We start from the raw sequence: 25,583 nt of genomic DNA on the forward strand, positions 1-25,583 counted from the left end.
GAATCGGTTCAGTCATACGGAATAGGTTTTGTCAGCAGAGAGATGTTAAATTTATTTTTCAAAAGGGGAATAGTCACACACCGGCATTTTTATGCACTTCTACCGGTGTGTGAAATTAAGCTCAGATGAGCGGAGAGATTTCAAATTCAAGCCACATCTTCTGGTCCGCTTGAAAAAGAGCCTTCCTGTACTGTTTGTACTGTTACGCCTGGTCCCCCCTCAATATAAGGATCGGAACCTGCTTTTAATGAACTAAACAAAATCGTCGCTAACTCATTAGTACAGTTTGGTGCTAAGCAAAGCGCATATTCCGTTTCAGGTAGCTTAGGCAAACGCTCAGACAAACCAAGAACGCGTAGTTCTGGGCTCATCATCTCAATAGGACGTGCGGTTACGCCTAAGCCCGCTTTCACTGCGGCGCGTACCGCTGAAAGCGTGGAAGCCACATAGGCAATACGCCATGGGATTCCCGCCTCATTGAGATGCTTAATGGCAAGCGCACGGAAAGGACTTGGTTCATCCAGCACCACCAATGGTACGGGTTCGCTGGGCTGAAAGTCATAATCCGTTGCGCAGAACCATACGGTCGGAGAGCGTCTTAAAGTTTCATAAGAGAACTCATCAAACCCCATCGTAGTAACGGCAAGATCAATTTCTCTGTCTTTTAGTAATTGCCTCATGTCTGGACTGCGCTTAACCCTAACGTCGATTTCCAGCTTAGGATACAGGCTGGTAAAGCGACTTAGAAGAAATGGCAGGATGCTATCGGCAGTATCATCAGTGGCGCCGATAATCAGTGAGCCCTGTAGATGGTTGTAAATCAATGAACTACAGGCTTCATCGTTGAAGCGCAAAATTTTACGCGCATAACCTAATAGCTGGACTCCGTGTTCAGTCAGTTGTTTGTTACGCCCATGGCGAGCAAAAAGCTCTTTACCCACCAGTTGCTCCAAACGTTGCATTTGCTGGCTCACCGCCGATTGTGTTCTTTGCACCACAATGGCAGCTGCAGCAAAAGTCTTCACATCGGCAACAGCTACAAAAGTTCGTAGCAAATCTAAATCTAAGTTAATCGTAGGACGATGTGTGTTTATCATATCTATTTCTCATTATTAGTCAGCGACTATAAACCCTGGTATTTAAAACGTATTACTACTCAGATAAACGTCATCCTCCCCTCATTACTGTTAGCTGCAACTGAAAATACTTAATTCAAATTTTCCGCAAGTTTAATTATGGCTTAAAAACAAATTTAAAGCATAAAATACGCGAAAAGATTTACATTGTTGAGGATCCCTTATTAATTAGGTCAGATAGTTAACTATCAATCAACTAAAAGATTGTTTTACAATGGCTTTATAATGACAGTAGTTTTATTCTTCTTGTGGTTATCTACCGTGACTAATAAATAAATTAATAAATCTAATGTAAATAAAATAACAGAGACCGGTTTCATTAAGCTTAGCTGTTGTTTCCTCGAGAGTGTTTTTTGTTTTTTAATGCAAAAATCAGAATACTCAAAGAAAACATAATTAATAGCCCTGTGATAAACCACCGTAGACCTCCCGTAAGCATCCCGCCCACATAAGAGTAAACAAGGGTTGCAGGTAGCTGCCCTATTCCGGTGGCTATTAGGAATACACTTACTTTAATTGAGGTTAAACCTGCTGCATAGCTAATAATATCAAACGAGATGAAAGGTAACAGCCGACATATCAAGATGGTGTGCTTGCCGTAACGTTCAAAAAAACGATCGCTGCTGTCCAAAGCCTTTTCTGAGACGAATTTCTCGATAGTGTCTCGGCCCAACCATCGCGCCAACACAAAGCACAGCCACGCCGCGACCATTGAACTGCACCATGACAATAAAGCACCTTGCCACCAGCCAAACAGAGCAGCGTTCGCAAACGTGATCAAAAAGGCCGGTAGCGGCGCGGCAACTGCCTGAAAAATCATCAACAAAAATGAGACAGCCATTGCCCATGGCCCGAAGCTGCGCAAATATTCCATCATCACATTCACGTCCAATGATGAAAAAAGTCCCCATAACGCTTTCAGCTGGTGGCGTACAGGCTCAAACCACATCATCGCGCCCCCTATCAGACACAATAAAATGACGATATTCCTCTGACGGCGCTTAAACATGGCGACTTCATTTCCTCATTAGTTAAACTATTAATAGAACAGCGAATTTATATTATCACCTACGTAATAATGTAAAACATTGTGCGTTCGCACAAAGAACGCGACAAAATATTCAGCCAAAATAGGTCTCTCACCTTTTCTTCGCTAGGAAACTTAATGAAATTCTCTTTCCAGTTAGCCACTTCTGCGCTTTTGCTCGGCTGGCTACAGGTGGCAAACGCTGCTGCCATCCCCATGACCCAAACCACGCTGGCCGATGTCCAATCTCAAAAAGGTGCGGTTATTGATACTCGCCCTAGCGCATTCTATAACGGTTGGCCACAGGGCGTTGACGGTGCCTCCGGCCATGAGCCTCAGGCAGTCAATCTCTCGGCTGGCTGGTTAAGCGAAATGAACGATCAGCAGTTGCAGCAATGGGCAACTCAACACCAAATCACGTCTGACCGCAAAGTGGCCCTTTACGGGACGGCAGCACAAACGTCTGCGGTGCAAGAACGTTTAGCTAAACTCGGCTATGCCAATATCACATTACTTAGCGATGCATTAGCGCAGCCTAAGCGCTTGCAGCGCATGTCGCACTTTGAACAATTAGTTTACCCACAGTGGATTTACGATCTCCAGCAGGGTAAAGCCGTTGCCGCCAAACCGGCTGGTGAATGGAAAGTGATTGAGGCGGCATGGGGTGCACCTAAAAAATACCTCATCAGCCATATTCCCAACGCAGGCTACATCGATACCAATGACGTTGAAAGTGAACCGTTATGGAACAAAGTCTCTGATGACAAACTGAAAGCCCTAATGGCTAAACAGGGCATCAAGCACGATACCACCGTGATCCTATACGGTCGCGACGTTTACGCTGCGGCCCGTGTAGCTCAAATTCTGCTCTATGCGGGAGTCAAAGACGTTCGCTTACTGGACGGCGGTTGGCAGACTTGGTCAGCGGCGGGATTACCGGTTGAGCGCGGACTGCCGAAAGAGGCAAAACCAGCGCCAGATTTCGGTGCAGCTATTCCTGGACAGCCTCAGATCATGCTGAATGAAGAACAGGCGCGTGGATTATTACATCGTAAAGATGCTTCTTTAGTCAGCATTCGTTCATGGCCTGAATTTACCGGCGAAACCAGCGGTTACAGCTACATCAAGCCAAAAGGTGAAATTGCTGGCGCGCGTTGGGGACATGCTGGCAGCGATTCCACGCATATGGAAGATTTCCATAACCCAGATGGCACCATGCGCTCAGCCGATGATATTGCTGCAATGTGGAAAGAGTGGCATATCACGCCGGATCAACACGTCTCTTTCTATTGCGGCACAGGCTGGAGAGCGTCAGAAACCTTCATGTATGCCCGCGCGATGGGCTGGCCTTCCGTTAGCGTTTACGATGGCGGTTGGTATGAATGGAGCGCAAATCCGAAGAACCCAGTGGTTACCGGAGAACGTGGGCCGGATAGTAGCTGGAAGTAAGTCGTAAAATGTTTCCCCATCCCTTATGCCGGGGATGGGGCTACCAGAATGAAACCTAAATCTTCTCCACTCTCTTCAACGTGTTATATCCCCCCCAAACGCGAGTCAGCGTCGTAAACCAGCACAGGCCACCAAATAGCCATGCAATCAGCGGAAAATAAGCGGGGAACAGACAAAAAAGAATAAACACCAATATGGTTTCCGCTCCCTCGGTGAGCCCGCCGAGGTAATAGAATGACTTATGCGGGTAATCCAGATTTTCTAACCGATACTTAGCTGCCACTGCCGCAAAAGCCAAAAAGCTGCTGCCGGTGCCGATAAAGGCGAATAATAGCCAAGCCCCCGCAACCGCATTCAGCTCGGGAGAAGCCAGCACAAAACCGAACGGAACCAATGCGTAGAACAAAAAATCTAACGCAATATCTAAAAAACCACCGGCGTCTGAAAGTCCTCTTCGACGCGCCAAAGCGCCATCCAGTCCATCACATAGCCGGTTGATGACAATGACAATTAAAGCGGCGTAGTACCACTGCATAGCCAGAAAAGGCAGAGCCAAGACACCAACCACAAATCCGCCCAGACTTATTCGATCCGGCGTGATCGCAGGACGATCAAGATGCGCAACCATCTGATTAAGCAGTGGCTTAACCCGAGGATGTAAATAACGGTCAAACACGTGGTGCTCCCTTACGTTTTACCGCGGTTTCAGGCACACAAAGCCCCTGTGAAGGAATGTCCAGCGCAGCATTAAAGCGCGCTGATAAATTCTGAAACGCAATCAGCGCCGTAAGCTCGGTGATCGCTTTTTCATTGAAATGAGATTTCAGCTCTGTTTTCAGACTATCGTCAATGCGCGGCGGCGTCGCCGTCATTCCATCGGCGTACGCTAACGCGGCTCGTTCCTGCTCGTCAAAACAATCCGCGGCCTGCCAGTTCTGAACAGACATTACTTTATCTAGCGAACCACTGCGCTCGGCTAATCTCAAACTATTCGCATCAATACAAAAAGCGCAATCACACTGCTGGGATACGCGCGTCATCACCAAAGCCCGTACCGTAGGCGTTATCCCCGAGCCTCTTCTTTCCAAAAAACCAACGAAAAAAGCCACCAGCCAGAATAGAAAAGGAAATCGCCCCCACCAACGCGTAGGGTTCAAAATTTGCCCATAATGTTTCTCTTGTGCTCGAACGATAGGCGTTAAGACCGTAGGGATTTTTTTCAGCGGTGAGATCCACGGCTGGTTATCGTTATTTTTCACCCAACATCTCCTGTTATGTGGCGTTATTTTTACAACCCCAATGAATTTTCATGGAGTTTTTAACTGCATTTTTATTATTGTTAAGTTTTAAACGCTAACAAACAAGCCATTATTACGCGTTATCGGTTATGGCTAACGGATAAGCTAACGTTTTGCACCAAAAACCGCCTGAACCCTTCAAAACCCCTGCAGTGGGGAGTACATTATTTTACATCGCAGTGTTCTACTCGTATGGACACGCATTTCCACGCGCAATGCCGAATTTTATTCTGGCTACGTATTATTAAGGCTGCTGTTTTATGTCCCCTATTGAAAAATCCCGCAAGCTCGATCACGTTTGCTATGACATTCGTGGGCCAGTGTTGAAAGAAGCAAAACGACTCGAAGAAGAAGGCAATAAAGTCCTGAAATTAAACATCGGCAATCCGGCACCGTTCGGTTTTGAAGCGCCCGATGAGATTCTGGTGGACGTCATTCGCAATCTACCAACGGCGCAGGGCTACTGTGATTCCAAGGGGCTATATTCCGCGCGTAAAGCGATCATGCAGCACTATCAAGCGCGTGATATCCATGATGTTACCGTTGAAGATATCTATATTGGTAACGGCGTTTCAGAACTGATCGTGCAGTCGATGCAAGCACTGCTCAACAGCGATGACGAAATGTTAGTACCCGCACCAGATTACCCATTATGGACCGCAGCCGTTTCGTTGTCAGGCGGCAATGCCGTGCACTACCGTTGTGACGAAGAGGCCGACTGGTTCCCCGATCTGGACGACATTCGCAGCAAAATTACCCCGCGCACGCGTGGTATCGTTATTATCAACCCGAATAACCCAACCGGTGCGGTCTACAGCAAAGCTTTGCTGGAAGAGATCGTCACTATCGCGCGTGAAAACAACCTGATCATCTTCGCCGATGAGATTTACGACAAGATCTTATACGACGACGCAGAACATATTTCTATCGCCTCATTAGCACCTGACTTGCTGGTTGTCACCTTTAATGGTTTATCCAAAACCTACCGCGTAGCGGGATTCCGTCAGGGTTGGATGGTTCTGAGCGGGCCGAAAAAGCACGCCAAAGGCTACATTGAAGGTCTGGAAATGCTGGCATCGATGCGTTTGTGCGCTAACGTTCCAATGCAACATGCGATTCAAACCGCTATCGGCGGCTACCAGAGTATCAATGAGTTTATCCAACCGGGCGGTCGTTTATATGAACAGCGTAACCGTGCTTGGGAACTGATTAACGAAATCCCAGGGGTATCCTGCGTGAAACCACGCGGCGCTCTTTATATGTTCCCAAAAATTGACGCTAAGCGCTTCAACGTTCACGACGATCAGAAGATGGTTCTCGACCTGTTGCTGCAAGAGAAAGTGTTATTAGTTCAGGGTACCGCGTTTAACTGGCCTGAGCCGGATCACTTCCGAATCGTCACGCTACCTCGCGTGGATGACCTAGATATGGCGATCCACAAGCTGGGCCGTTTCTTCTCTGGCTACCATCAGAAATATTGATTTTTTCGCATCACCTAACGGCACCTTTTGGTGCCGTTTCTTATTTGCATCCTCCCCCATCACCGCCCACAATAGACTTCGTCTTTCCACTACCTGTTTTATTGAGAGAGCGTTATGAGCCAGAATCAAAGTCACTTTTTTGCCCACCTGTCCCGTTTAAAACTGATTAGCCGCTGGCCGCTAATGCGCAACGTTCGCACCGAGAACGTCTCTGAACATAGTTTGCAGGTCGCGTTTGTCGCTCATGCCCTCGCCATCATTAAAAACCGCAAGTTCAATGGCAATGTGAACCCTGAACGCGTCGCGCTACTGGCGATGTACCACGACGCCAGCGAAGTGCTGACGGGCGATATGCCTACGCCTATCAAATACTACAACCCGCAAATAGCGCACGAGTACAAAAAAATTGAGAAAGTCGCGCAGCAAAAGCTGATCGAAATGCTGCCAGCAGAGTTACAAAACGATTTCCGCCCGCTGCTGGATGAGCACTACTACACCGAAGATGAAAAGTTAGTCGTCAAACAGGCTGATGCGCTGTGCGCCTATCTCAAATGTTTGGAAGAACTGTCAGCCGGAAATAATGAATTTAAGCTGGCCAAAGCACGCCTCGAGAAAACATTGGATATGCGCTCAAGCCCTGAGATGGAATACTTTATGGAAGTCTTTATTCCGAGTTTTAGCCTGTCGCTGGATGAGATTAGTCAGGATGAGGTGATGTAGGGTTTCATTTGCCAAGTGCCTATGCGGCCTTGGTGTAAAGTTTCGTTCGCCTATCAATAACAGCTATCACATATAGCTAAATCGAAGGCGACCGATGAGGGGCGCCAGCGCGCGCCCCTTCAATCCTCGCGCTTTTATCCGAGACGCCATCTCCGCGCCGGGTCGGCATGCGCCATCCTTGGCGCCTCCTCCCCTCGTGAAAACATCCTGTTTTCACTGCTCTAAATACCAATACTTAAACTTAAAACAGATAAGATTTTGTCTTTTGTCTTTTGTCTTTTGTCTTTTGTCTTTTGTCTTTTGGGTTTGAGCTTATCCGGCACGTTACCGGACAGCCGAGTGAATCATGCAGGTTAGGATTCGCCTACAGGGATGTAGGCGAAAGAACGGAGGAGGCATGGACAAATTTGCCGGGAGCAAATTTGAACAACGCTTGCGTTGGCCCCGTAGGGGTGAGGCGCAAGGATGCGCCGAATATCCGCGATTGCCGTTCGTTCCGTTAAGACCGGAATGATGAAATGAGGGCACCCGCGTAGCGGGCAGGAAGGGGGTGCCAAGCCGGGTTGTTAGGGGGCGGCGAATGGCCCCCTAACACGGGCGCCTGCACGATGTATATGCAAGACTCGGTATTTTGAGCGGACGTAATATGTACCGTATCTAAATGATCACTTGCTCCACCAAACAATATCATCCCCCATCAAAACGGAAACAACCACGGCACCACAATCACGCTGGCAATCATCACCAAGATAGTGAACGGCACACCGATCTTAACAAAATCACCAAAGCTGTAATTCCCCGGCCCCATCACCAGCGTATTCACCGGCGAGGATACCGGTGTCATAAACGCGGCCGACGCGGATATCGCCACGATCATGGCAAAAGGATACGGCGAAAGGTGCATCGCATGCGCCGTTGCAATCGCTATTGGCGCCATAAGCACCGCGGTTGCCGTGTTGGAAATAAATAGCCCCGTCACCGCGCAGAACACAAACAGGCTTAACAGCACAATCCTTGGCCCCATGCCGCCGACTAAATCCATCAGCACATCAACCGCCAGCGTGATACCGCCGGTTTTTTGTAAAGCCAAAGCAAACGGCAGCATTCCCACAATTAATATCAGGCTTGGCCAGTGGATAGATTTATAGGCGCTTTCCATATCAATACAGCGGAATTTGCCCATTAACATACAGGCAATCAGCGCAGCGATGGCGTTCGGCACTTCATCCGTCAGCATCATGGCAATCATCAGCGCCAAACAAAATAGCGCATGCGGTGCCTGACTTATCGCCGGAGCAACATCATCCACCTCTGCCGGAAGATGCAACACAATGAAATCACGAGGTTGTAGCTGGAGCTGGCGTATCTGCTTCCAATTGCCGATAACCAGTAGAATATCACCGAGCTGGAGCGGTTCATTCACTAGCTTACCTTCCATCGGCACGCCGTCGCGGCGAATACCGACCACATTCAGCCCATAACGGGTACGAAAAGTCATCTCACGCAGCGTTTTTCCAATCAGATCAGAGTCCGGCACAATCGTAACTTCAGCCATGCCAACGTCACGCGCCTGCTCAGAAAAATACTCGCCACGCAGCACCATCGGTTCAAGCATCTGCTCGGCGCAAAATTCGCGTAAATCCACTTCTGAATCTGACATGTCAATCAGCAATACGTCGCGGTCTTTCAGTTCGGTGTTACCAATGGCGCTCACCATCACGCGACGAAATTTACGCCAGCGCTCAATGCCTACCACGTTGGCACCATAGCGGCTACGTAAGTGCAGCTCATCCAGCGTATGACCGATAAGCGGTGAGCCACTGCGCAGCGCTAAACGGCGGGCTCGCCCTGTAAGTTTATAGTCACGGATAAGATCACGGAAGGTACGGCGTTTCCAGCTGTCTTTATCGTTATCGTCCTTGCCACTTGCCAGCCAATTCCTCGCCACCAGCATGTAGCCCACGCCCATCAGCAAAACGATAATCCCTACCGGAGTGACGCTAAAGAAGCTTAAGCCGTGAAATCCTTCACGAACTAACTCGCTGCTAACGATCATGTTTGGCGGCGTTGCCACCAGCGTCATCATGCCGCTAATCAGTCCAGCAAAACTCAGTGGCATCAGTAAACGTGCCGGTGATATTTTCATCCGCGCAGCTACGCTGAGCACCACAGGAATGAATATCGCCACCACGCCGGTAGAACTCATTACCGCCCCCAATGCGGCGACGGTGATCATCAGCAAAACCAGCATTTTAGCTTCGCTATCGCCCGCAACTTTCACCAGCCAATCACCAACCTGGTAGGCAACACCGGTGCGAACAAGCCCATCACCGATAACGAACAATGCAGCAATTAAAATAACATTGGGATCGCTAAATCCGGCGGTTGCCTCGCTAAGGGAAAGCGTTCCGCTTAGCACAAAGGCAATAATGATCAACAATGCTACGACATCCATGCGTAACTTGTTGGTAGCAAAAAGAACAATGGCAATCAGCAATAACGTCAAAACCCACAATAATTCGCCGTTCACGACATCTCCCTTTGTGAATTTACTCCGGTAAACTTTGTACGTCAGAGGCCGCAACGATGGACTGCAATGCCGATGACATGGGATAAAACAGCTTAAGAATGCCATAAAAAAAGCCCCGTAATCACGGGGCTTAATCATATTTCGATCAATTACTATTTATAACGTATGGATTACCGCGTAATCCCCTTCCTTCTCAATACGGATTTGCGTAAGCGAAGTGAGGTTGAGATCGACTAAATCCAGTTTGGGTGCATCCTGAGGTGCATTAACCGCAATCACCTGACAACCCGCTGACAGCCCAGAAAGGATCCCTGCCGCAGCATCTTCAACGACCACGCAATCACTCACCGCCAGACCCAATTTTTGCGCCCCTAGCAGATAAGCATCAGGTTCAGGTTTGCCGCGAGCGACCTGCTCTGCCGTGATGAACACGTCCGGCTTTGGCAACTGGCCTGCAGCGCGGCGGGCGTAGGCCACAGGAATCGATCCCGATGTCACAATCGCCCATGGGATGTTGAGCTCATCTAAACGATCCAGCAATGCCTTCGCGCCCGGCAGCGCCGTAACGCCATCCGTATCGCGTGATTCAATTTCTTCCAACCAATCATATTCTTGTTGAATACGATCTTCGCTCTCACCAGACATAAAATGCCGCAGCGAGGTGATGGCCTGTTTGCCATGGATAAAATCTAGAACCTCTTGTGGGTCCACGCCCTGACGTTTCGCCCAGTTTATCCACGAGCGTTCAACGACCGGCAGCGAATCTACCAGTGTTCCATCCAAATCAAACAAAAAACCTTTGCACTTCACAGGCATTCCTCTGTTTTACGCGTTAATAATTTGTGCAATTTCCACTGCGCTCAGATGATACTGGCGCGGGCATGATTGCCAGATTGACAGCATACGCTGGTATTTGTCCCACATTTTAGTCTGGGCATTAAAGCCGTGCGTACCTGAATCAAAGTGAGTGTAACGCCCTTCGGTACCCACCATAAAGCGTACATAGCTGAGATAGCGTGATTCCGTAGCCGCATCAAAGCCTAAGAACTCAAGACGACGCGGATCAAGGTCTTGTTTTTCTTTTAAATTATTGAAAGACACCTGTAGTGCATGGTGCATTTCCATAATATTGATAATCGTGCGGCAGGTATCTTCGCTTAGCTCGCCAAAATCACGATCGAGTTCGCGCATTTGTAGGCCAAAACCGCGTTCGATGATGGTTTGCAAACGACGATAACGCTCGGCGTTATCCGGATCCATCATGGTCATCATCTTGTATTGGTTAGAAAGAATCAGGCGTTGCGCGTTAGTCATTTCCATCTTTGATATCCTCATCGAGCGGCGAAGGTCTACCTAGGCCGGGGTCAAGTCATGTAAAAGGTGAACTGTATGTTTCGCAGCATGGCATAAGCCTGACATTCTAAATAGTGCTGAACATTACTTTTTTGATTTGGAACGGGGTTTCACGAACGAGAAACTGCGGTAAATTGCTGACTGAGTATTTTTTTAGCAAAAGAAGTGTGTTTTAGCTACAAATCGATAACTCTGGCGCGCAAAAAACACACTTCTTATTGTTCAAATATCATCCAGGAAAGTTTTATCCAGCTGCTTAAATGCGCGCTGCAAAACATCGGCCAGTGACTGATAGGTTGGTGTCCCTTCTACCGGCGCCTGCGCTTTTCCGGCTTCCACCAGCTTAGCGCGAATTTCATGAAACCATTGCAATAAGGTTGGCGGCAGCGGCGTCACAGAACGTTTACCTAACCACCAAAGCCCTTGCATCGGCAAACTACAGGCAAACAGCGCGGTGGCAATCGCAGGGCCCAGTTGGCCACCCAGAGCAATCTGCCACGTTAACGTGAAAATGGCGATCGGCGGCATGAAGCGCACGGCAAATCGCGTCACCTTCGCAATACGATTTTCAGGAAACATCGGTGCCAAGCGCTTATCACTCGGCCACGTCTTCATATATGTCTGGCCGCGTTGAAAAATCTGGAACCACCCTACGTGGCCGGTTGGCTTAGATGTCATAGGAACCTCAACTTCATTTATAAAAAATCAAAAAACAGTGTAAAATCACAACGTATACTTAGCGGTCTTAAATTTATTTTGTTTTTGGCATCCGCAATCGGTATCCTAGCGCGGCCTTGAGGCCTGTAGAAGCAAAAACAACGTTAATAAAGTGTTTCATTAACGACTGCTTCTTAAAGCTAAGTTTTCAGCATTAAGACCCTGTACAATCTGACAGCGTCTGGCGAAAACCTTGCCGGCAACGCAATGCTTTTTCGAGCACCGCGGTTTTTTAATGCGATGTTCTTCATCATGACGAATTAGCACTACGCATGATGTTAATCATAAATGTCGACGACATATTACGCTACGCTTAATGTCTGATTGACTCAATTTCTAACCACGCATAACAAGTAGGTACTTCCATGTCGAAGCTGGTACTGGTTCTTAACTGCGGCAGTTCATCACTGAAATTCGCTATCATCAACGCAGCCAACGGTGAAGAACACCTGTCTGGTTTAGCTGAATGTTTCAGCCTGCCTGAAGCCCGTATTAAATGGAAAATGGACGGCGCTAAGCACGAAGAAGCCTTAGGCGCTGGTGCAGCTCATAGCGAAGCCCTGAACTTCATCGTTAATACTATTCTGGCACAGAAGCCAGAACTGTCTGCATCTCTGACCGCTATCGGTCACCGTATCGTGCACGGCGGCGAGAAATTCACTGAATCAGCACTGATTACTGATGAAGTACTGCAAGGTATTAAAGATGCAATCCCGTTTGCGCCTCTGCACAACCCTGCTCACCTGATCGGTATCGCTGAAGCATTCAAATCTTTCCCTAACCTGAAAGACAAAAACGTTGCGGTATTTGATACTGCTTTCCATACCACTATGCCGGAAGAGTCTTACCTGTACGCCCTGCCGTACAGCCTGTACAAAGACCACGGTGTACGTCGCTATGGCGCACACGGCACCAGCCATTTCTTCGTAAGCCAAGAAGCGGCGAAAATGCTGAACAAGCCCGTTGAAGAACTGAACGTTATCACCTGCCATCTGGGCAACGGTGGTTCTGTGACTGCAGTTCGTAACGGTAAATGTGTTGATACCTCTATGGGTCTGACTCCGCTGGAAGGTCTGGTAATGGGTACTCGCTCTGGCGATATCGACCCAGCTATCATCTTCCACCTGCATGACTCTCTGGGTATGAGCGTTGAGCAAATCAACAAACTGCTGACCAAAGAATCTGGCCTGTTGGGTCTGACCGAAGTCACCAGCGACTGCCGTTATGTTGAAGATAACTACGAAACCAAAGCTGACGCTAAGCGCGCAATGGACGTATTCTGCCACCGTCTGGCTAAATACATCGGTGCTTACACTGCGCTGATGGATGGTCGTCTGGACGCAGTCGTATTTACCGGCGGCATCGGTGAAAACGCGGCAATGGTACGTGAACTGACTCTGGATAAACTGGGTCTGCTGGGCTTCGAAATCGATCACGAACGCAACCTGGCTGCACGCTTCGGCAAATCTGGCACCATCACTAAAGATGGCAGCCGTCTGGCCGTAGTTATCCCAACCAACGAAGAGTTGGTTATTGCACAAGACGCCTCTCGTCTGACTGCATAAGACGCATCTCAACACCGTCAGCCAAGGCTGGCGGTGTTATTTAAGCTCCAAAGTTTAAATCAAGCGTAGAAATTCTAACCTATCCGACCAAGTTCACCGCGCTGTACCAACCGTCGTTCGTTCGGCCTGTTGAACAACCGTAAAGAGGTTTTATCGTGTCACGTACAATTATGCTGATCCCCACCAGCACCAGCGTTGGCCTGACCAGCGTTAGCTTGGGTGTCATTCGCTCTATGGAGCAAAAAGGTGTTCGTCTGAGCGTCTTCAAGCCTATCGCACAGCCACGTACCGGCGGCGATTCTTTAGACCAGACCACTACCATTATCCGCGCTAACTCTTCTATTCCTGCCGCTGAACCGCTGCGCATGTCTTACGTTGAAACGCTGCTGAGCTCTAACCAGCAAGACGTGTTGATGGAAGAAATCGTTGCTCGTTACCACGAAAATACCAAAGACGCAGAAGTTGTTCTGGTTGAAGGTCTGGTTCCAACCCGCAAACACCAGTTTGCTAACGCGTTGAACTACGAAATTGCCAAAACCCTGAACGCTGAAATCGTCTTCGTTATGGCGCTGGGCAACGACTCCGCTTCTCAGGTTAAAGAGCGTATCGAACTGGCTCGTTCTAGCTTCGGTGGCAGCAAAAACAAAAACATCACCGGCGTTATCATCAACAAGCTGAATGCACCGGTTGACGATCAGGGCCGTACTCGCCCAGACCTGTCTGAAATCTTCGATGATTCCAACAAAGCCAGCATTGCTAATCTGGATACTGCACAGCTGATCGAAAATAGCCCGCTGCCAGTTCTGGGCTGTGTGCCTTGGAGCTTCGAGCTGATTGCAACACGTGCCATCGATATGGCAAATCACCTGAAAGCACGCGTCGTGAATGAAGGTGACATCAAAACCCGTCGTATTAAGTCTGTGACTTTCTGCGCGCGCAGCATTCCTCACATGCTGGAACATTTCCGCCCGGGTTCACTGCTGGTGACTTCCGCTGACCGTCCTGACGTTCTGGTTGCCGCTTGTCTGGCAGCAATGAACGGCGTGGAAATCGGCGCAATCCTGTTGACCGGCGGCTACGATATGGACGAACGCATTGCTAAGCTGTGCGAACGTGCATTCCAGACCGGTCTGCCAGTCTTCATGGTTGATACCAACACGTGGCAGACCTCGCTGAGCCTGCAGAGCTTCAATCTGGAAGTTCCTGCTGACGACCATCAGCGCGTTGAGAAACTGCAAAACTACGTCGCAAGCCACATCGACAGCAAGTGGATTGATTCCCTGTCTGCGGCTTCTGAGCGTTCACGTCGCCTGTCTCCTCCAGCGTTCCGTTACGAACTGACCGAACTGGCGCGTAAAGCATGCAAACGCGTTGTTCTGCCAGAAGGTGATGAGCCACGTACCGTTAAAGCAGCAGCTATCTGTGCTGAACGCGGCATCGCTGAATGTGTTCTGCTGGGTAACCCAGAAGAAATCCAGCGCGTTGCAGCAGCTCAGGGCGTTGTTCTGGGTAAAGGCATCGAAATCGTTGATCCAAACGTAGTACGTGAGCAATACGTTCCACGTCTGGTTGAACTGCGTAAGAGCAAAGGCATGACCGAAGTTGTTGCTCGCGAACAGTTGGAAGACAACGTTGTTCTGGGTACGCTGATGCTGGAACAAAACCAGGTTGACGGTTTGGTTTCTGGTGCGGTTCACACCACGGCTAACACCATTCGCCCACCGTTGCAGCTAATCAAAACTGCACCGGGCAGTTCTTTGGTCTCTTCTGTGTTCTTCATGCTGCTGCCTGACCAGGTTCTGGTTTACGGCGACTGCGCGATCAACCCAGATCCAACCGCAGAACAGCTGTCTGAAATCGCTATCCAGTCTGCAGACTCGGCGGCTGCATTCGGTATCGAACCTCGCGTAGCCATGATCTCCTACTCAACCGGTAACTCTGGTGCGGGTAGCGACGTTGAGAAAGTTCGCGAAGCAACTCGTCTGGCTCAGGAAAAACGTCCTGACCTGATCATCGATGGTCCGCTGCAGTATGATGCGGCTATCATGGCTGACGTTGCTAAATCTAAAGCGCCTAACTCTCCAGTTGCGGGTAAAGCGACCGTGTTCATCTTCCCAGACCTGAACACCGGTAACACCACTTACAAAGCGGTACAGCGTTCTGCTGACCTGGTCTCTATCGGACCAATGCTGCAAGGCATGCGTAAGCCGGTTAACGACCTGTCTCGTGGCGCATTGGTTGACGATATCGTCTACACCGTTGCTCTGACTGCGATTCAGGCTGCGCAAGCTGCCGCTGCTGCTAAGTAATCTCTGATTACACGTTAAAAGGCTCCCACTTGGGAGCCTTTTTTATTGTTGGAACAGTCCGCTATTCTGGTAGCAAGCGGATCAGCGTTTGATAGGATTATCTTCCAGCAATCCCATCGCCTGTTTCACAATGTCCTCTGCCGTCAGTTCATATTCCTGCATTAGGAAATCCTGCGTTCCTACCTGCCCATAGCGTTCTTTAACTCCTACGCGCCGCATCGGCACCGGATGGTTTTCCACCAGCACTTCTGCCACGGCTGAACCAAGCCCGTTATGAATGCTATGGTTTTCGCAGGTAACGATTCGCCCTGTTTTCGCCGCGTATTCAATAATCAAATCTTTATCGATAGGCTTAAGCGTAAACATGTCGATAACCGCAGCGCTGTAACCTTGCTCAATAAGCATTTGTGCAGCTTGCAGAGCCTCAGCTACCATAATCCCATTGGCGATCAGCGTGATGTCTTTGCCATCTTGTAAAACCTTGCCTTTACCAATGGTAAATTCTGTACCGCTAGGATAAATCGTGTATGCCTGCTTACGGATGGTTCTCACCCAGTGGAAACCTTTTAAATCCACCAGCTGGTGCAGAATGTTTTGGAACATCGTGGCATCCGTCATTTCCATCACCACGGAGTGAGCAAGACCGCGCACGATCCCCATATCTTCGAACGACATGTGGGTTCCACCGTTATGACAAGCGCTAACGCCAGCATCTGATGCAATCACCTTCACATTGTTCTTTTGATAATCAACCGACATAAACAGCTGATCAAAACAGCGGCGACTCGCGAAAGCGGTAAAGGTATGCACAAACGGAATACGTCCGGCTAAAGAGAGCCCCGCCGCAGTACCGATAACGTTAGCCTCCATAATTCCGCAGTTGATAACCTGTTGGGGGAAATCACGGTGAACGCTGTCCATGGCCATAGAGCTCATCAAATCAGCTTCTAAAGCTATCACCGGCGTATTTGCGATGAACTGATCGCGCATCGCTTGGGCATACACCTTGCGCATTTCCATTTTGTCTTTCTGTAACGGCAGGAATTCATGGCTCATAGCGTTGCCTCCAGTGTTGCGATCGCTTTCTGCATTTCCGCTTTTATATCGTCAGTTAAGCGCAGGTGATGAGAATTGGGCAGTTGCTCAATATAGGGAACGCCCTGACCTTTGATACTATCGAGAAGCACGACTCTCGGACGCTGTTCACCGCTTCGAACTGGAGCAATGGCCTCGTAAATAGCGGCAATATCGTCGCCTTTCACGCTGAGCACATCGAAACCAAATGCGCTAAATTTCGCGTTGAGATCGAATGGTTTGATGACCTCATCTAAGGTGCCATCCAACTGCTGCTTGTTGTAATCAATAAACAGCGTCAAGTTATTCAGATTATGGTGAGCGATGAACTGGAAGGCTTCCCAGCACTGACCTTCATTCAGTTCACCATCGCCCAAAATGCAGAATACGCGGTTTTTACGCCCTGCCAGATGATGTGCCAGCGCCATCCCTGTCGCAATTGAAACACCCTGCCCTAACGAGCCGGTTGTCGCATCGACGCCACGAGTGAGCAAGCGGTCAGGATGGCTGGGGAAATGGGTTCCGTTTTCGTTTAGCGTGGCTAGATCTTCGCGTGGGAAATAACCTTTTAACGCCAAAGCACTATAAAGTGCGGGCCCCGCATGGCCTTTTGACAGCACAAAATTATCGCGCTCTGGCCACTGTGGCTGAGCAGGATCAACCTTCATCACTGCCCCATACAGTACCGCCAACGTTTCAACCACCGACATTGAGCCACCGTAGTGACCAAAACCCAGATTCGTTAACGCTTTTAAGGTTTCTACGCGAATTTCTGTCGCGTAACGTTGAACCTCTTTCAGGTTAAGCATAGTTACCCCTTATTTGTTGGCGCTATCAGCGGAGGTGGATGGAGAAATCTTGCGAGAGAAGAAGTAGTTATGTGCTACAAGCGCCACGAAGATGGCGATAATGACGGCCATAATCATGTCTTTATTCATAAAGCGCGCCATGTTGCCTAGCACAATACCGATGCCGCCAAAATCGGCGTCTGAGAAGGTGGTATTGGCAAAGCCGAGCGCGCCTAATACCGGCAACAAGAGAACCGGCAGGAAGGTAATCAGCAGGCCATTAGCAAATGCGCCAATCATGGCACCACGACGGCCACCGGTCGCATTGCCGAAGACCCCAGCCGTTGCCCCCGTAAAGAAGTGAGGAACGACGCCAGGTAAAATCAGCACCAGATTAAACTGGCCTAAGAGGAACAACCCGACCAGCCCACCGAGGAAGCTGAATAGGAAGCCAATCAATACTGCATTAGGGGCATATGGGTAAACCACGGGGCAATCAAGCGCGGGACGTGCATTAGGGACCAAACGCTCAGAAAACCCCGTAAATGCAGGAACGATTTCAGCCAAAATCAAGCGCACGCCTTGCAGAATAATGAACACGCCAGCCGCAAAGGTGATTGCCATAATGATGGAATAAACCAAATAGTTCTGGCCGGCGCTATAGGTGGCTTCGACAAAATCGGAACCTGCGCTCACCGCCATAATCAGGTAAATCACCATCATGGTCAGAGAGATGGAAATGGAACTATCGCGCAAGAAGCTGAGGTTTTTAGGCAGGTTCATCTCTTCGGTTGAGCGCGATCCTTTACCTACTCGCCCGCCAATCCAACCGGAAAGGATATAGCCTAATGTACCAAAATGACCAAACGCGATATCGTCATTGCCGGTAATTTTCCGCATATAACGCTGCGCCAAGGCAGGAAAAAAGGCCATGACTAAACCGAGCGTCAATGCTCCCGTAAAGACTAATTGCACACCTTCAAATCCGGCAACGGTCAATATAATGCCGATCATACACGCCATATAAAACGTGTGGTGCCCCGTTAAGAATATGTATTTAAGCTTGGTAAAACGTGCCACCACAATATTGGCAACCATGCCGAATGCCATAATTAGCGCAGTCGCAGCGCCATATTTTTCTAATGCAATAGAAACAATTGCCTCATTGTTAGGAATGATGCCCTGTATATTAAAGGCATGTTCAAACATACCTCCCAACGGATTAAGTGAGCTGACAAGAACCCCTGCCCCACCGCCTAAAACAATGAAGCCAAGAATTGTTTTTACGGTTCCTTTCACGACATCGCTGAAAGATTTTTTCTGAGCCAATAAACCGACCAAAGCAATAATCCCGACGAGAACCGCAGGAACTTTCAATATATCAACGATGAACTTCAGCGTTTCTTGGATAAACATATCCGCCTCGCTAATTATCTAAGATAAGTTGTCGATTATTTTATTTATTGAAATAAGCCCGTAGCTTTGTTTCAAGTTCATTAATATCAATAATATTGGTAATAACGATTAGCTGGTTATCTGGAATGCTAGCACTGGCAGCAATATCTTTCGCCATCACAAACAGATCGGCTTCGCTAGGGATCGCCGATGAGAGGTCAGAGTGCTCAACGTCTGCCTCAACACCCATCTTCTTGAGCACTTTTTTGATATTCATTTCCACCATAAAACTGCTGCCTAAACCTGAACCACATATCGCCATAATTTTCATTATTTAATCCTCGGTGAGTTTTTTAAAAACAGAGATCCCACAGGGAGTCCTGTTATTTTTATAGAGTGATTGATTTAAATAAGTATTAAAATTTCTCGATGATGGATTTAATCTCCTCTAGGGTAGCGGCACTATGAATTTTTTTTACCGCATCATCATCTGAGAAAAATTCTGCCAGATGAGAGATTAATTCAATATGGCTATGGCTGTCAGGCGCTGAGAGCATCACGACTAAATTAACCGGATCGTTGTCAGCAGAATGAAATAAAACGTCTTGTTTCACGCTCAGCAATGAAAGTCCTAAAGACTTAGCACCTTCTTCTGGCCTTGCGTGTGGCATCGCAATACCCGGAGCCAAGACATAATAGGGGCCCAGCTTTTCATGTTGCTGATAAATAGCGGCAAGATAATCAGGAGTAATAATACCCTTCTGTAATAACGGCTGCGCACTGAGCCTCACAGCCTCTTGCCACGTATCCACACTGTCGCGAATTTGTATGGTGTCATCAGTTAACCAAGTATTCAGCATTGTCTCTCCTAAGCGGATGACCTCTGTCGATAACCATAGCTGCCAGTCTGTTTGACCGTCGATTATCAGCAAATGGGGTGGTGTAAAGAGACATTACCTTTAAAGATAGCGCTACCAAAAACGCTATCTGTTGGATTTGTGATAGCGCTATCAAAAATAGATGTTTATTCTATGACCAGAGATGACGTACATCTCATAACGCCCATAGCGTGGCAATATCGCTAACAAAGCCCGTAGTAGTTTTATGATTAATCGCTTTTTTTAGCTAAAATAGCGCCATTGCAGCCTAGGCTCCGTTAGGAACAAGCATGCCCATCATTAAAAAACGACGTAGTACCGGCAGAGTCACGCTGGCCGATGTAGCCCGCCATGCCGGTGTTGGTTCAATGACCGTATCGCGTGCTCTACGTACGCCCGATCAGGTTTCGGACAAGCTAAGAGAAAAAATTGAGTCTGCCGTTAGCGAACTGGGCTACGTGCCAAATCTTGCCGCCAGCGCTTTAGCATCTGGGGCTGGACGCACGATTTCGGTGGTGGTTCCCTCGTTTACCGAGGCAGGCTGCGCCCAGATGCTGGCAGGGCTGCAAAGCGTACTACAACCGGCAGGATTCCAGCTGACGCTCTCCGAATCCCAACGTGATGAAGAACGCGAAGCTAGCATGCTAGAAAACCTGCTCTCAGCCAGTCTGGCCGCGGTGGTTTTACTCAGCACCGAGCAAAGCGATAACACCCGTCAGTGGCTGAAAAATGCAGAAATTCCGGTGGTGGAAATCGGCGCCATGCGCGAAGATCCTATCGATATCAATATCGGGATAGATTATGCCGATGCGATGTTTAATCTGACGCGCTATGTCATCGATCGAGGATATGAAAACATTGGTTTGCTATGTGCGAATCAAGAGCCGTGGATATTTCAGCAGCACCTTCATGGTTGGCATCAGGCGCTGCTACGCAGCCATTTCTCACCACATCGGGTCATTAACGCCGCTGAACCCGCCAATTTCTCCACCGGCGCAAACGTATTACCTGAATTTATTCTGGCTTGGCCGGAAATTGATGCGCTGATTTGCGCGTCTGACGAATTAGCCTGCGGAGTGTTGTATGAATGCCAGAGAAGGCATATTCGCGTGCCAAGTCAGCTAGCCGTGGTGGGTTTCGGCAATCGAGATGTCAGTCAGGTATGTCAGCCGCCGTTAACCACCACAGCCGTACCTTTTAAAGAGATTGGCATTCAGGCTGCCAACGCTCTGTTGGCCCGCCTGAATCAACAGACAACCAAAGCGACGATCCCTGTCAGCTCAGTGCTATGCAAACGGAACAGTTGCTAAGCTGACAGTCTATAGATCGCTACTCTTCGCTTTCGTTCTGCGGCGCATCGCTTTCCGCTTCAGCTTCGCTAGGTGCTTTCGCCGATGGTGTGGTCTTTTGGATACACATCGGCTGATAGTGTTTATCGCTGTTACGCGTCATCCACAGAGAGAGCGCTTTCAGTGAATCAGGAGTGAAGCTGTCGCACTCCGCCGTGATTTCCTCAGGGGTCATCCAGCGAACCGACTCAACTTCTTCTTCCTGTAGCGCAAACGGGCCGTGAGAGACACAGCTAAACAACCCTCCCCATACGCGGCAATTGTCTTGTTCAAAATAGAACATGCCGTGATCGGCAAAGGGAACGCCAGCAATACCGAGCTCTTCTTCTGCTTCTCGGCGCGCTGACTCCAACATATTTTCACCACTTTGCACCACACCACCGGCGGTAGCATCGAGCCATCCTGGGTAAAAATCTTTGTTTTCAGTACGTTTCTGAACTAGGATCTGCCCCATTCCATTGTGAACCACGATATAGGTTGCACGGTGACGCAGACATTGCGCGCGCATCTGCGCGCGAGTTGATTGCGCGATGACATCATTGTTTTCATCAACAATATCAACCCACTCCAACCCGGTGTTGAGCGTTTGTTCCACCATCCTCTGAAACCTTTTTCTTAGCGTACTGCTGTACGCGGTTTGTTCATCGCACCTGCTTTATGTTTCACATCTGTACACGCGACAGCGGTGAAAGCAGATCCTACCGAAAATGCCATAAAATAAAACAATCAGTCGATTGCGACTTCTGCCAGTATCTCTGTACCGTACAGGGCGCAGACTTTTAGGACCCCGTTGTCAAATAACCCAAAACTCGGCACATTTCCGCCTTTGGGTAAGCTAACTGAGCCAGGATTGAAACAGTAGATATCACCACGTTGTTCTGCCACCGGCAGGTGTGTATGTCCGTAGACCAGCACATCTTTTGGACTTAATGGCGGTAACTCAGCAGGATGATAAAGGTGACCATGGGTTAAAAACAATCTTTGATTATCGAGCAAAATTTGCTGCCAAGGCGCCATCATCGGGAATTTCAGCAGCATCTGATCGACTTCACTATCGCAATTGCCGCGAACAGCGATGATCTTGTCAGCAAACTTATTTAGCTGCTCTGCGACCTGCGGCGGATTATAGCCTTCCGGTAGCGGATTTCGTGGGCCGTGATTGAGCACATCCCCCAGAATAATCAGCCATTGGCTTTCGCTTTGTTCAAACAACTCAAGCACGCGCTGGGTCGCGGTGAGAGATCCATGGATATCAGAGGCAAACATCAGCTTCATATACGGTTCTCGTTAAATAAGAATAATCCCTATGGCGTTACAAAAGCCCATAGTGTAGCGAATGACCATAGTGTAACGATGGCTATCGTCGCCCGCCAGCATACAACGCACTGTTTGCCTACTTTTAACCTGATTGGTCCATCGGTTGCTGCTTTTAACGTCGCTTGGTCGCCGATAACGCCAGCCATTGGCACACTGAAGCGCGCTGCCATTGGAAATGCGCATAATCCGCAATACGTTCTGGTACTGGATCTCCTGCCATCACTAAACGATTTAGCATTAAAGCTAAGTCTGTATCCGCAATGCACCACTCTCCGAATAAGTTCTGATGCCCATCAATCAACAACCGTTCAACGCCTGCAATTAGCTTGGCTGCCGCATATTCGCCTTCTAGGCTCAATGCGGGCGGCTTGAGCCCAGCAAAAATAACTTCAGTAGAACGCTCTTGCCGAATTGGCATCAGATCGCTGCGCAGCCACGCTTGGATTTCACGCGCCTTAGCTCTTTTTTGCGTATCTATTGGATAAAGAGAAGCAAAGTCAGGCGCAGCAAAAACCTCATCAAGATATTCAGTGATAGCTGAAGACTCAGAAAGAGAGAAGTTTTCATGTAATAGCGTCGGCACTCTGCGCGTTAGTGAGAGCTCGGCATATGCCTCCTGCTGGTTCTCGCTCTCAGCTAAGTCAACCGGCTCCAGCTCAAACCTAACGCCCTTTTCTTTTAAAGCGACATAAACAGACATCACATACGGGCTGAAAAAGTGACTATCAGAATACAGCGTAATTTTCGGCTGGCTCATCTTCTCTCCTGTCGGCACTTGGCAATCATTGGGATCTCAGTATTACACGTTTGTGTATATTTGCAGCGCTGAAGTTATCCCGGTTTAGGTGATATTTCACACTGTCTGAATTATACATTTTTGCAACATCACCGCTTTCGCCACCGAGCCTTTTGGACTATAGTCAGAGAGATAAGCTTCCTCTTACCGCTTGATTTTTCTGGGAGACATCATGATCGACCTGTATTACGCACCAACCCCAAACGGCCATAAAATTACTCTTTTCCTCGAAGAATCTGGCCTTGCCTATCAAATTCATCGCGTCGACATTGGCGCTGGCGATCAGTTTAAACCTGAGTTTTTGGCCATTTCTCCTAACAACAAAATTCCGGCCATCGTAGACCGACAACCCGTAGATGGTGGCGCCCCCCTGAGCCTGTTTGAATCAGGTGAAATACTGCTTTATCTCGCAGAAAAAACCGGCAGATTCATGAGCCAAGAATTACGCTCACGTGCCGCCACGCTACAGTGGTTGTTCTGGCAAGTCGGCGGTTTTGGACCAATGCTGGGGCAAAATCATCACTTCAATCACTACGCGCCTCAGCCCGTTCCCTATGCTATTGAACGATATCAGGTTGAAACTAAACGCCTCTATACCGTTCTCGACAAACAGTTGAAAAAGCATGCCTATGTATCGGGCGATGAATACAGCATCGCAGACATGGCGATTTATCCGTGGGTGGTACCACACGCCCGTCAGCGTATTGACTTAGAAGATTTTCCTGCCGTACGTAACTGGTTTGAACGCATCTCCGCCCGTCCTGCAACGAAGAAAGCTTACAGTTTGTCGCAAGACTAACCGACAGAGGCCAGCGCTCATGCTGGCCGCTTCTTCTCTATTATCATTGTTATGCTTTCCCTGTATGCTGAATGCGACATCGCATTTGATAAGGACACCCTATGAGCTTTTTACAGCCTGATGCCATTATTCGTATTAAAAACCTGCGGCTGCGCACTTTCATTGGGATAAAAGAAGAAGAAATCAAGAATAAACAAGACGTTGTTATCAACGTTGTGATCCATTACCCAGCAGAACAGGCGCGGAAAAGCGAGAATATTGCCGACGCGCTTAACTATCGTACGATCACGAAACGCATCATTGCCCACGTTGAGGATAATCGTTTCGCACTGCTGGAAAAATTAACTCAGGATGTCCTCAACATCGCTTGTGAACACCACTGGGTCACCTATGCTGAAGTAGAGGTCGATAAGCTTTACGCCCTGCGCTATGCAGATTCCGTCTCGATGACCATGCGCTACCGTAAAGCGAGTGAATAGCGACATATACCCTAAATAACTCGTGTTATATCAAGGGTGAAGGATAGACATATCCCTGATCTTGGAGAAGGCTTATGCGTATTTTTATCACTGGCGGAACGGGGCTTATCGGCAAACCTCTTTGCCAACGTCTGTTGACGCTGCACCACGAGCTCACGGTTTTAACCCGCGATCCGCAGAAAGCGAGGGAAAAGCTCGGCGATAACGTTCACTACGTAACGTCTTTGGAAGCGCTTTCAACGCTGGACGGCTACGACGCTGTGATTAATCTGGCCGGTGAGCCCATCGCAGATAAACGCTGGACGGAAGAGCAAAAGCAGCGTCTTTGTCATAGCCGTTGGGATATTACCGAGCGTCTTGTTGAACTGATTCATAACAGCGCTACGCCACCTTCTGCGCTGCTATCAGGTTCGGCCGTGGGATATTATGGCAACCAAGGTGAAGCGTTGGTCACCGAAGACGATACCCCGCATCATGAGTTTACCCACGATCTCTGCGCACGCTGGGAAGGCATTGCGTTACAAGCTTCCAGCGACAAAACACGCGTCTGTCTAATGCGTACGGGCATCGTTCTTGCGCCCGACGGCGGCGCATTAAGTAAAATGCTTCCTCTTTTCCGCCTCGGTTTAGGCGGTGAAATGGGCAATGGCCGGCAGTATATGCCGTGGATCCACATTGATGACATGGTCAACGCCATTCTCTATTTGTTGGAGTGCCCAACGCTCAACGGCCCGTTCAACATGACTTCGCCCTATCCCGTTCACAATGAACAATTTATCGCCACATTAGGCGAGATTTTGGGTCGCCCTACGGTGGTCCGTACCCCTGCATTTGCGATAAAAACCCTCATGGGTGAAGCCAGCGTGCTAGTCCTCAGCGGACAGCGAGCTATTCCCAAACGGCTGGAAGAAGCTGGATTTAGGTTCAGGTATTTCGAGTTGGAAGATGCGTTAAGGAATGTGTTGGGGAAGGAGTTTTAGGCGTAAAAATACTTTCTAGAACTCTGAATGGTTTCATCTGCCAAGTGTGTATGCTGCTATTGTGTAAGGTTTCGTTCGCCTTTTCATAACGGCATTCACATATAAACTGAGTTGTAGGCGACCGATGAGGGGCGCCAGCGCGC

The 25,583-nt window shown here is 48.8% G+C and carries 25 protein-coding genes; 9 read left to right on the forward strand and 16 right to left on the reverse strand.

Annotated elements, in window-relative coordinates; translation table 11 throughout:
- Window positions 1-146: 146 nt before the first annotated feature.
- Window positions 147-1,097: a LysR family transcriptional regulator gene (locus tag U0008_RS13825; protein WP_038502366.1), complete on the reverse strand. Its 951-nt coding sequence runs from the start codon at window positions 1,095-1,097 to the stop codon at window positions 147-149.
- A 364-nt stretch (window positions 1,098-1,461) separates the two neighbouring features.
- Window positions 1,462-2,145 carry a TVP38/TMEM64 family protein gene (locus U0008_RS13830; protein ID WP_043494145.1) on the reverse strand — a complete coding sequence of 228 codons (684 nt, stop codon included), beginning with the start codon at window positions 2,143-2,145 and terminating at the stop codon, window positions 1,462-1,464.
- Between the two features lie 156 nt (window positions 2,146-2,301).
- Between U0008_RS13830 and U0008_RS13835 the strand changes: the two genes are divergently transcribed.
- On the forward strand, window positions 2,302-3,612 hold the full coding sequence (locus U0008_RS13835) for a rhodanese-like domain-containing protein (RefSeq protein WP_043494148.1): 1,311 nt from the start codon (window positions 2,302-2,304) through the stop codon (window positions 3,610-3,612).
- A gap of 55 nt (window positions 3,613-3,667) precedes the next feature.
- On the opposite strand, the gene U0008_RS13840 is transcribed toward U0008_RS13835, so the two are convergent.
- Both U0008_RS13840 and U0008_RS13845 read right to left on the reverse strand, forming a co-directional pair.
- Window positions 3,668-4,288, reverse strand: coding sequence for a CDP-alcohol phosphatidyltransferase family protein (locus tag U0008_RS13840; RefSeq protein ID WP_043494150.1), 621 nt, complete (start codon window positions 4,286-4,288; stop codon window positions 3,668-3,670).
- Window positions 4,281-4,871 (reverse strand): carboxymuconolactone decarboxylase family protein, encoded by a 591-nt coding sequence (locus U0008_RS13845; protein ID WP_025797884.1) that lies wholly within the window; start codon window positions 4,869-4,871, stop codon window positions 4,281-4,283. Before U0008_RS13845 ends, U0008_RS13840 begins: the two co-directional genes overlap by 8 nt.
- Window positions 4,872-5,170: 299 nt before the next feature.
- On the opposite strand from U0008_RS13845, the gene U0008_RS13850 reads away from it, so the two are divergent.
- Together U0008_RS13850 and yfbR are read left to right on the forward strand one after the other, a co-directional pair.
- Window positions 5,171-6,391 (forward strand): pyridoxal phosphate-dependent aminotransferase, encoded by a 1,221-nt coding sequence (locus U0008_RS13850; RefSeq protein ID WP_043494152.1) that lies wholly within the window; start codon window positions 5,171-5,173, stop codon window positions 6,389-6,391.
- Between the two features lie 114 nt (window positions 6,392-6,505).
- Window positions 6,506-7,111, forward strand: coding sequence for a 5'-deoxynucleotidase (yfbR, locus tag U0008_RS13855; RefSeq protein ID WP_043494154.1), 606 nt, complete (start codon window positions 6,506-6,508; stop codon window positions 7,109-7,111).
- 697 nt (window positions 7,112-7,808) lie between these two features.
- Here the strand turns inward: yfbR and U0008_RS13860 are convergent.
- The 4 genes from U0008_RS13860 to yfbV form a co-directional block, all read right to left on the reverse strand.
- Window positions 7,809-9,641 (reverse strand): SLC13 family permease, encoded by a 1,833-nt coding sequence (locus U0008_RS13860; protein WP_025797878.1) that lies wholly within the window; start codon window positions 9,639-9,641, stop codon window positions 7,809-7,811.
- A gap of 156 nt (window positions 9,642-9,797) precedes the next feature.
- The gene (locus U0008_RS13865; RefSeq protein WP_025797876.1) at window positions 9,798-10,451 is read right to left on the reverse strand and encodes a sugar phosphatase; all 654 of its coding nucleotides are present in this window, start codon (window positions 10,449-10,451) and stop codon (window positions 9,798-9,800) included.
- A gap of 15 nt (window positions 10,452-10,466) precedes the next feature.
- Entirely contained in the window at window positions 10,467-10,961 is a 495-nt protein-coding gene (locus U0008_RS13870; RefSeq protein WP_025797874.1) for a YfbU family protein, read from the reverse strand.
- Between the two features lie 255 nt (window positions 10,962-11,216).
- Window positions 11,217-11,672: a terminus macrodomain insulation protein YfbV gene (yfbV, locus tag U0008_RS13875; protein WP_025797871.1), complete on the reverse strand. Its 456-nt coding sequence runs from the start codon at window positions 11,670-11,672 to the stop codon at window positions 11,217-11,219.
- 404 nt (window positions 11,673-12,076) lie between these two features.
- On the opposite strand from yfbV, the gene ackA reads away from it, so the two are divergent.
- Window positions 12,077-13,276 carry an acetate kinase gene (ackA, locus tag U0008_RS13880; RefSeq protein ID WP_025797869.1) on the forward strand — a complete coding sequence of 400 codons (1,200 nt, stop codon included), beginning with the start codon at window positions 12,077-12,079 and terminating at the stop codon, window positions 13,274-13,276.
- Window positions 13,277-13,431: 155 nt separating this feature from the next.
- On the forward strand, window positions 13,432-15,585 hold the full coding sequence (gene pta / locus U0008_RS13885; protein WP_072053382.1) for a phosphate acetyltransferase: 2,154 nt from the start codon (window positions 13,432-13,434) through the stop codon (window positions 15,583-15,585).
- Between the two features lie 81 nt (window positions 15,586-15,666).
- Here pta and U0008_RS13890 read toward each other — a convergent pair whose 3' ends face one another.
- From U0008_RS13890 to U0008_RS13910, 5 genes are all read right to left on the reverse strand, one after another.
- Entirely contained in the window at window positions 15,667-16,641 is a 975-nt protein-coding gene (locus U0008_RS13890) for a transketolase family protein (protein WP_043494175.1), read from the reverse strand.
- A complete protein-coding gene (locus tag U0008_RS13895; RefSeq protein ID WP_043494177.1) occupies window positions 16,638-17,468 on the reverse strand; it encodes a transketolase in 831 nt (276 codons plus the stop codon). The genes U0008_RS13890 and U0008_RS13895 overlap by 4 nt, the downstream gene beginning before the upstream one ends.
- Window positions 17,469-17,477: 9 nt before the next feature.
- Window positions 17,478-18,863: a PTS ascorbate transporter subunit IIC gene (locus tag U0008_RS13900; RefSeq protein WP_043494179.1), complete on the reverse strand. Its 1,386-nt coding sequence runs from the start codon at window positions 18,861-18,863 to the stop codon at window positions 17,478-17,480.
- 40 nt (window positions 18,864-18,903) lie between these two features.
- A complete protein-coding gene (locus U0008_RS13905) occupies window positions 18,904-19,173 on the reverse strand; it encodes a PTS sugar transporter subunit IIB (RefSeq protein WP_025797857.1) in 270 nt (89 codons plus the stop codon).
- Window positions 19,174-19,258: 85 nt separating this feature from the next.
- Window positions 19,259-19,702 carry a PTS sugar transporter subunit IIA gene (locus U0008_RS13910; protein WP_043494182.1) on the reverse strand — a complete coding sequence of 148 codons (444 nt, stop codon included), beginning with the start codon at window positions 19,700-19,702 and terminating at the stop codon, window positions 19,259-19,261.
- Window positions 19,703-20,010: 308 nt separating this feature from the next.
- Between U0008_RS13910 and U0008_RS13915 the strand changes: the two genes are divergently transcribed.
- Window positions 20,011-21,030 carry a LacI family DNA-binding transcriptional regulator gene (locus tag U0008_RS13915; protein ID WP_043494184.1) on the forward strand — a complete coding sequence of 340 codons (1,020 nt, stop codon included), beginning with the start codon at window positions 20,011-20,013 and terminating at the stop codon, window positions 21,028-21,030.
- A 19-nt stretch (window positions 21,031-21,049) separates the two neighbouring features.
- On the opposite strand, the gene yfcD is transcribed toward U0008_RS13915, so the two are convergent.
- The 3 genes from yfcD to yfcF all read right to left on the reverse strand — a co-directional run bounded on the left by yfcD (window position 21,050) and on the right by yfcF (window position 23,143).
- A complete protein-coding gene (yfcD, locus tag U0008_RS13920; RefSeq protein WP_046360224.1) occupies window positions 21,050-21,667 on the reverse strand; it encodes an NUDIX hydrolase YfcD in 618 nt (205 codons plus the stop codon).
- 128 nt (window positions 21,668-21,795) lie between these two features.
- The gene (gene yfcE, locus U0008_RS13925) at window positions 21,796-22,344 is read right to left on the reverse strand and encodes a phosphodiesterase (protein ID WP_043494185.1); all 549 of its coding nucleotides are present in this window, start codon (window positions 22,342-22,344) and stop codon (window positions 21,796-21,798) included.
- 154 nt (window positions 22,345-22,498) lie between these two features.
- On the reverse strand, window positions 22,499-23,143 hold the full coding sequence (gene yfcF, locus U0008_RS13930; RefSeq protein ID WP_043494187.1) for a glutathione transferase: 645 nt from the start codon (window positions 23,141-23,143) through the stop codon (window positions 22,499-22,501).
- Between the two features lie 211 nt (window positions 23,144-23,354).
- Here yfcF and yfcG point away from each other — a divergent pair, with 211 nt between their 5' ends.
- From yfcG to U0008_RS13945, 3 genes are all read left to right on the forward strand, one after another.
- Window positions 23,355-23,981 (forward strand): GSH-dependent disulfide bond oxidoreductase, encoded by a 627-nt coding sequence (gene yfcG, locus U0008_RS13935; RefSeq protein WP_025797844.1) that lies wholly within the window; start codon window positions 23,355-23,357, stop codon window positions 23,979-23,981.
- A gap of 101 nt (window positions 23,982-24,082) precedes the next feature.
- Window positions 24,083-24,460, forward strand: coding sequence for a dihydroneopterin triphosphate 2'-epimerase (gene folX, locus U0008_RS13940; RefSeq protein ID WP_040046415.1), 378 nt, complete (start codon window positions 24,083-24,085; stop codon window positions 24,458-24,460).
- A gap of 74 nt (window positions 24,461-24,534) precedes the next feature.
- Window positions 24,535-25,440: a TIGR01777 family oxidoreductase gene (locus tag U0008_RS13945; protein WP_043494191.1), complete on the forward strand. Its 906-nt coding sequence runs from the start codon at window positions 24,535-24,537 to the stop codon at window positions 25,438-25,440.
- Window positions 25,441-25,583: the final 143 nt, after the last annotated feature.

It is taken from the genome of Hafnia alvei (genome assembly GCF_034424155.1).
GTDB lineage: Bacteria > Pseudomonadota > Gammaproteobacteria > Enterobacterales > Enterobacteriaceae > Hafnia > Hafnia alvei.

Excerpts from the sequence above, each read along its gene's own strand:
- U0008_RS13825 (WP_038502366.1), bottom strand. The coding sequence starts at position 1,097 with ATGATAAACACACATCGTCCTACGATTAACTTAGATTTAGATTTGCTA.
- U0008_RS13830 (WP_043494145.1), bottom strand. The coding sequence starts at position 2,145 with ATGTTTAAGCGCCGTCAGAGGAATATCGTCATTTTATTGTGTCTGATA.
- U0008_RS13835 (WP_043494148.1), top strand. The coding sequence starts at position 2,302 with ATGAAATTCTCTTTCCAGTTAGCCACTTCTGCGCTTTTGCTCGGCTGG.
- U0008_RS13850 (WP_043494152.1), top strand. The coding sequence starts at position 5,171 with ATGTCCCCTATTGAAAAATCCCGCAAGCTCGATCACGTTTGCTATGAC.
- yfbR (WP_043494154.1), top strand. The coding sequence starts at position 6,506 with ATGAGCCAGAATCAAAGTCACTTTTTTGCCCACCTGTCCCGTTTAAAA.
- U0008_RS13870 (WP_025797874.1), bottom strand. The coding sequence starts at position 10,961 with ATGGAAATGACTAACGCGCAACGCCTGATTCTTTCTAACCAATACAAG.
- yfbV (WP_025797871.1), bottom strand. The coding sequence starts at position 11,672 with ATGACATCTAAGCCAACCGGCCACGTAGGGTGGTTCCAGATTTTTCAA.
- ackA (WP_025797869.1), top strand. The coding sequence starts at position 12,077 with ATGTCGAAGCTGGTACTGGTTCTTAACTGCGGCAGTTCATCACTGAAA.
- U0008_RS13890 (WP_043494175.1), bottom strand. The coding sequence starts at position 16,641 with ATGAGCCATGAATTCCTGCCGTTACAGAAAGACAAAATGGAAATGCGC.
- U0008_RS13895 (WP_043494177.1), bottom strand. The coding sequence starts at position 17,468 with ATGCTTAACCTGAAAGAGGTTCAACGTTACGCGACAGAAATTCGCGTA.
- U0008_RS13900 (WP_043494179.1), bottom strand. The coding sequence starts at position 18,863 with ATGTTTATCCAAGAAACGCTGAAGTTCATCGTTGATATATTGAAAGTT.
- U0008_RS13905 (WP_025797857.1), bottom strand. The coding sequence starts at position 19,173 with ATGAAAATTATGGCGATATGTGGTTCAGGTTTAGGCAGCAGTTTTATG.
- U0008_RS13910 (WP_043494182.1), bottom strand. The coding sequence starts at position 19,702 with ATGCTGAATACTTGGTTAACTGATGACACCATACAAATTCGCGACAGT.
- U0008_RS13915 (WP_043494184.1), top strand. The coding sequence starts at position 20,011 with ATGCCCATCATTAAAAAACGACGTAGTACCGGCAGAGTCACGCTGGCC.
- yfcD (WP_046360224.1), bottom strand. The coding sequence starts at position 21,667 with ATGGTGGAACAAACGCTCAACACCGGGTTGGAGTGGGTTGATATTGTT.
- yfcE (WP_043494185.1), bottom strand. The coding sequence starts at position 22,344 with ATGAAGCTGATGTTTGCCTCTGATATCCATGGATCTCTCACCGCGACC.
- yfcF (WP_043494187.1), bottom strand. The coding sequence starts at position 23,143 with ATGAGCCAGCCGAAAATTACGCTGTATTCTGATAGTCACTTTTTCAGC.
- yfcG (WP_025797844.1), top strand. The coding sequence starts at position 23,355 with ATGATCGACCTGTATTACGCACCAACCCCAAACGGCCATAAAATTACT.
- folX (WP_040046415.1), top strand. The coding sequence starts at position 24,083 with ATGAGCTTTTTACAGCCTGATGCCATTATTCGTATTAAAAACCTGCGG.
- U0008_RS13945 (WP_043494191.1), top strand. The coding sequence starts at position 24,535 with ATGCGTATTTTTATCACTGGCGGAACGGGGCTTATCGGCAAACCTCTT.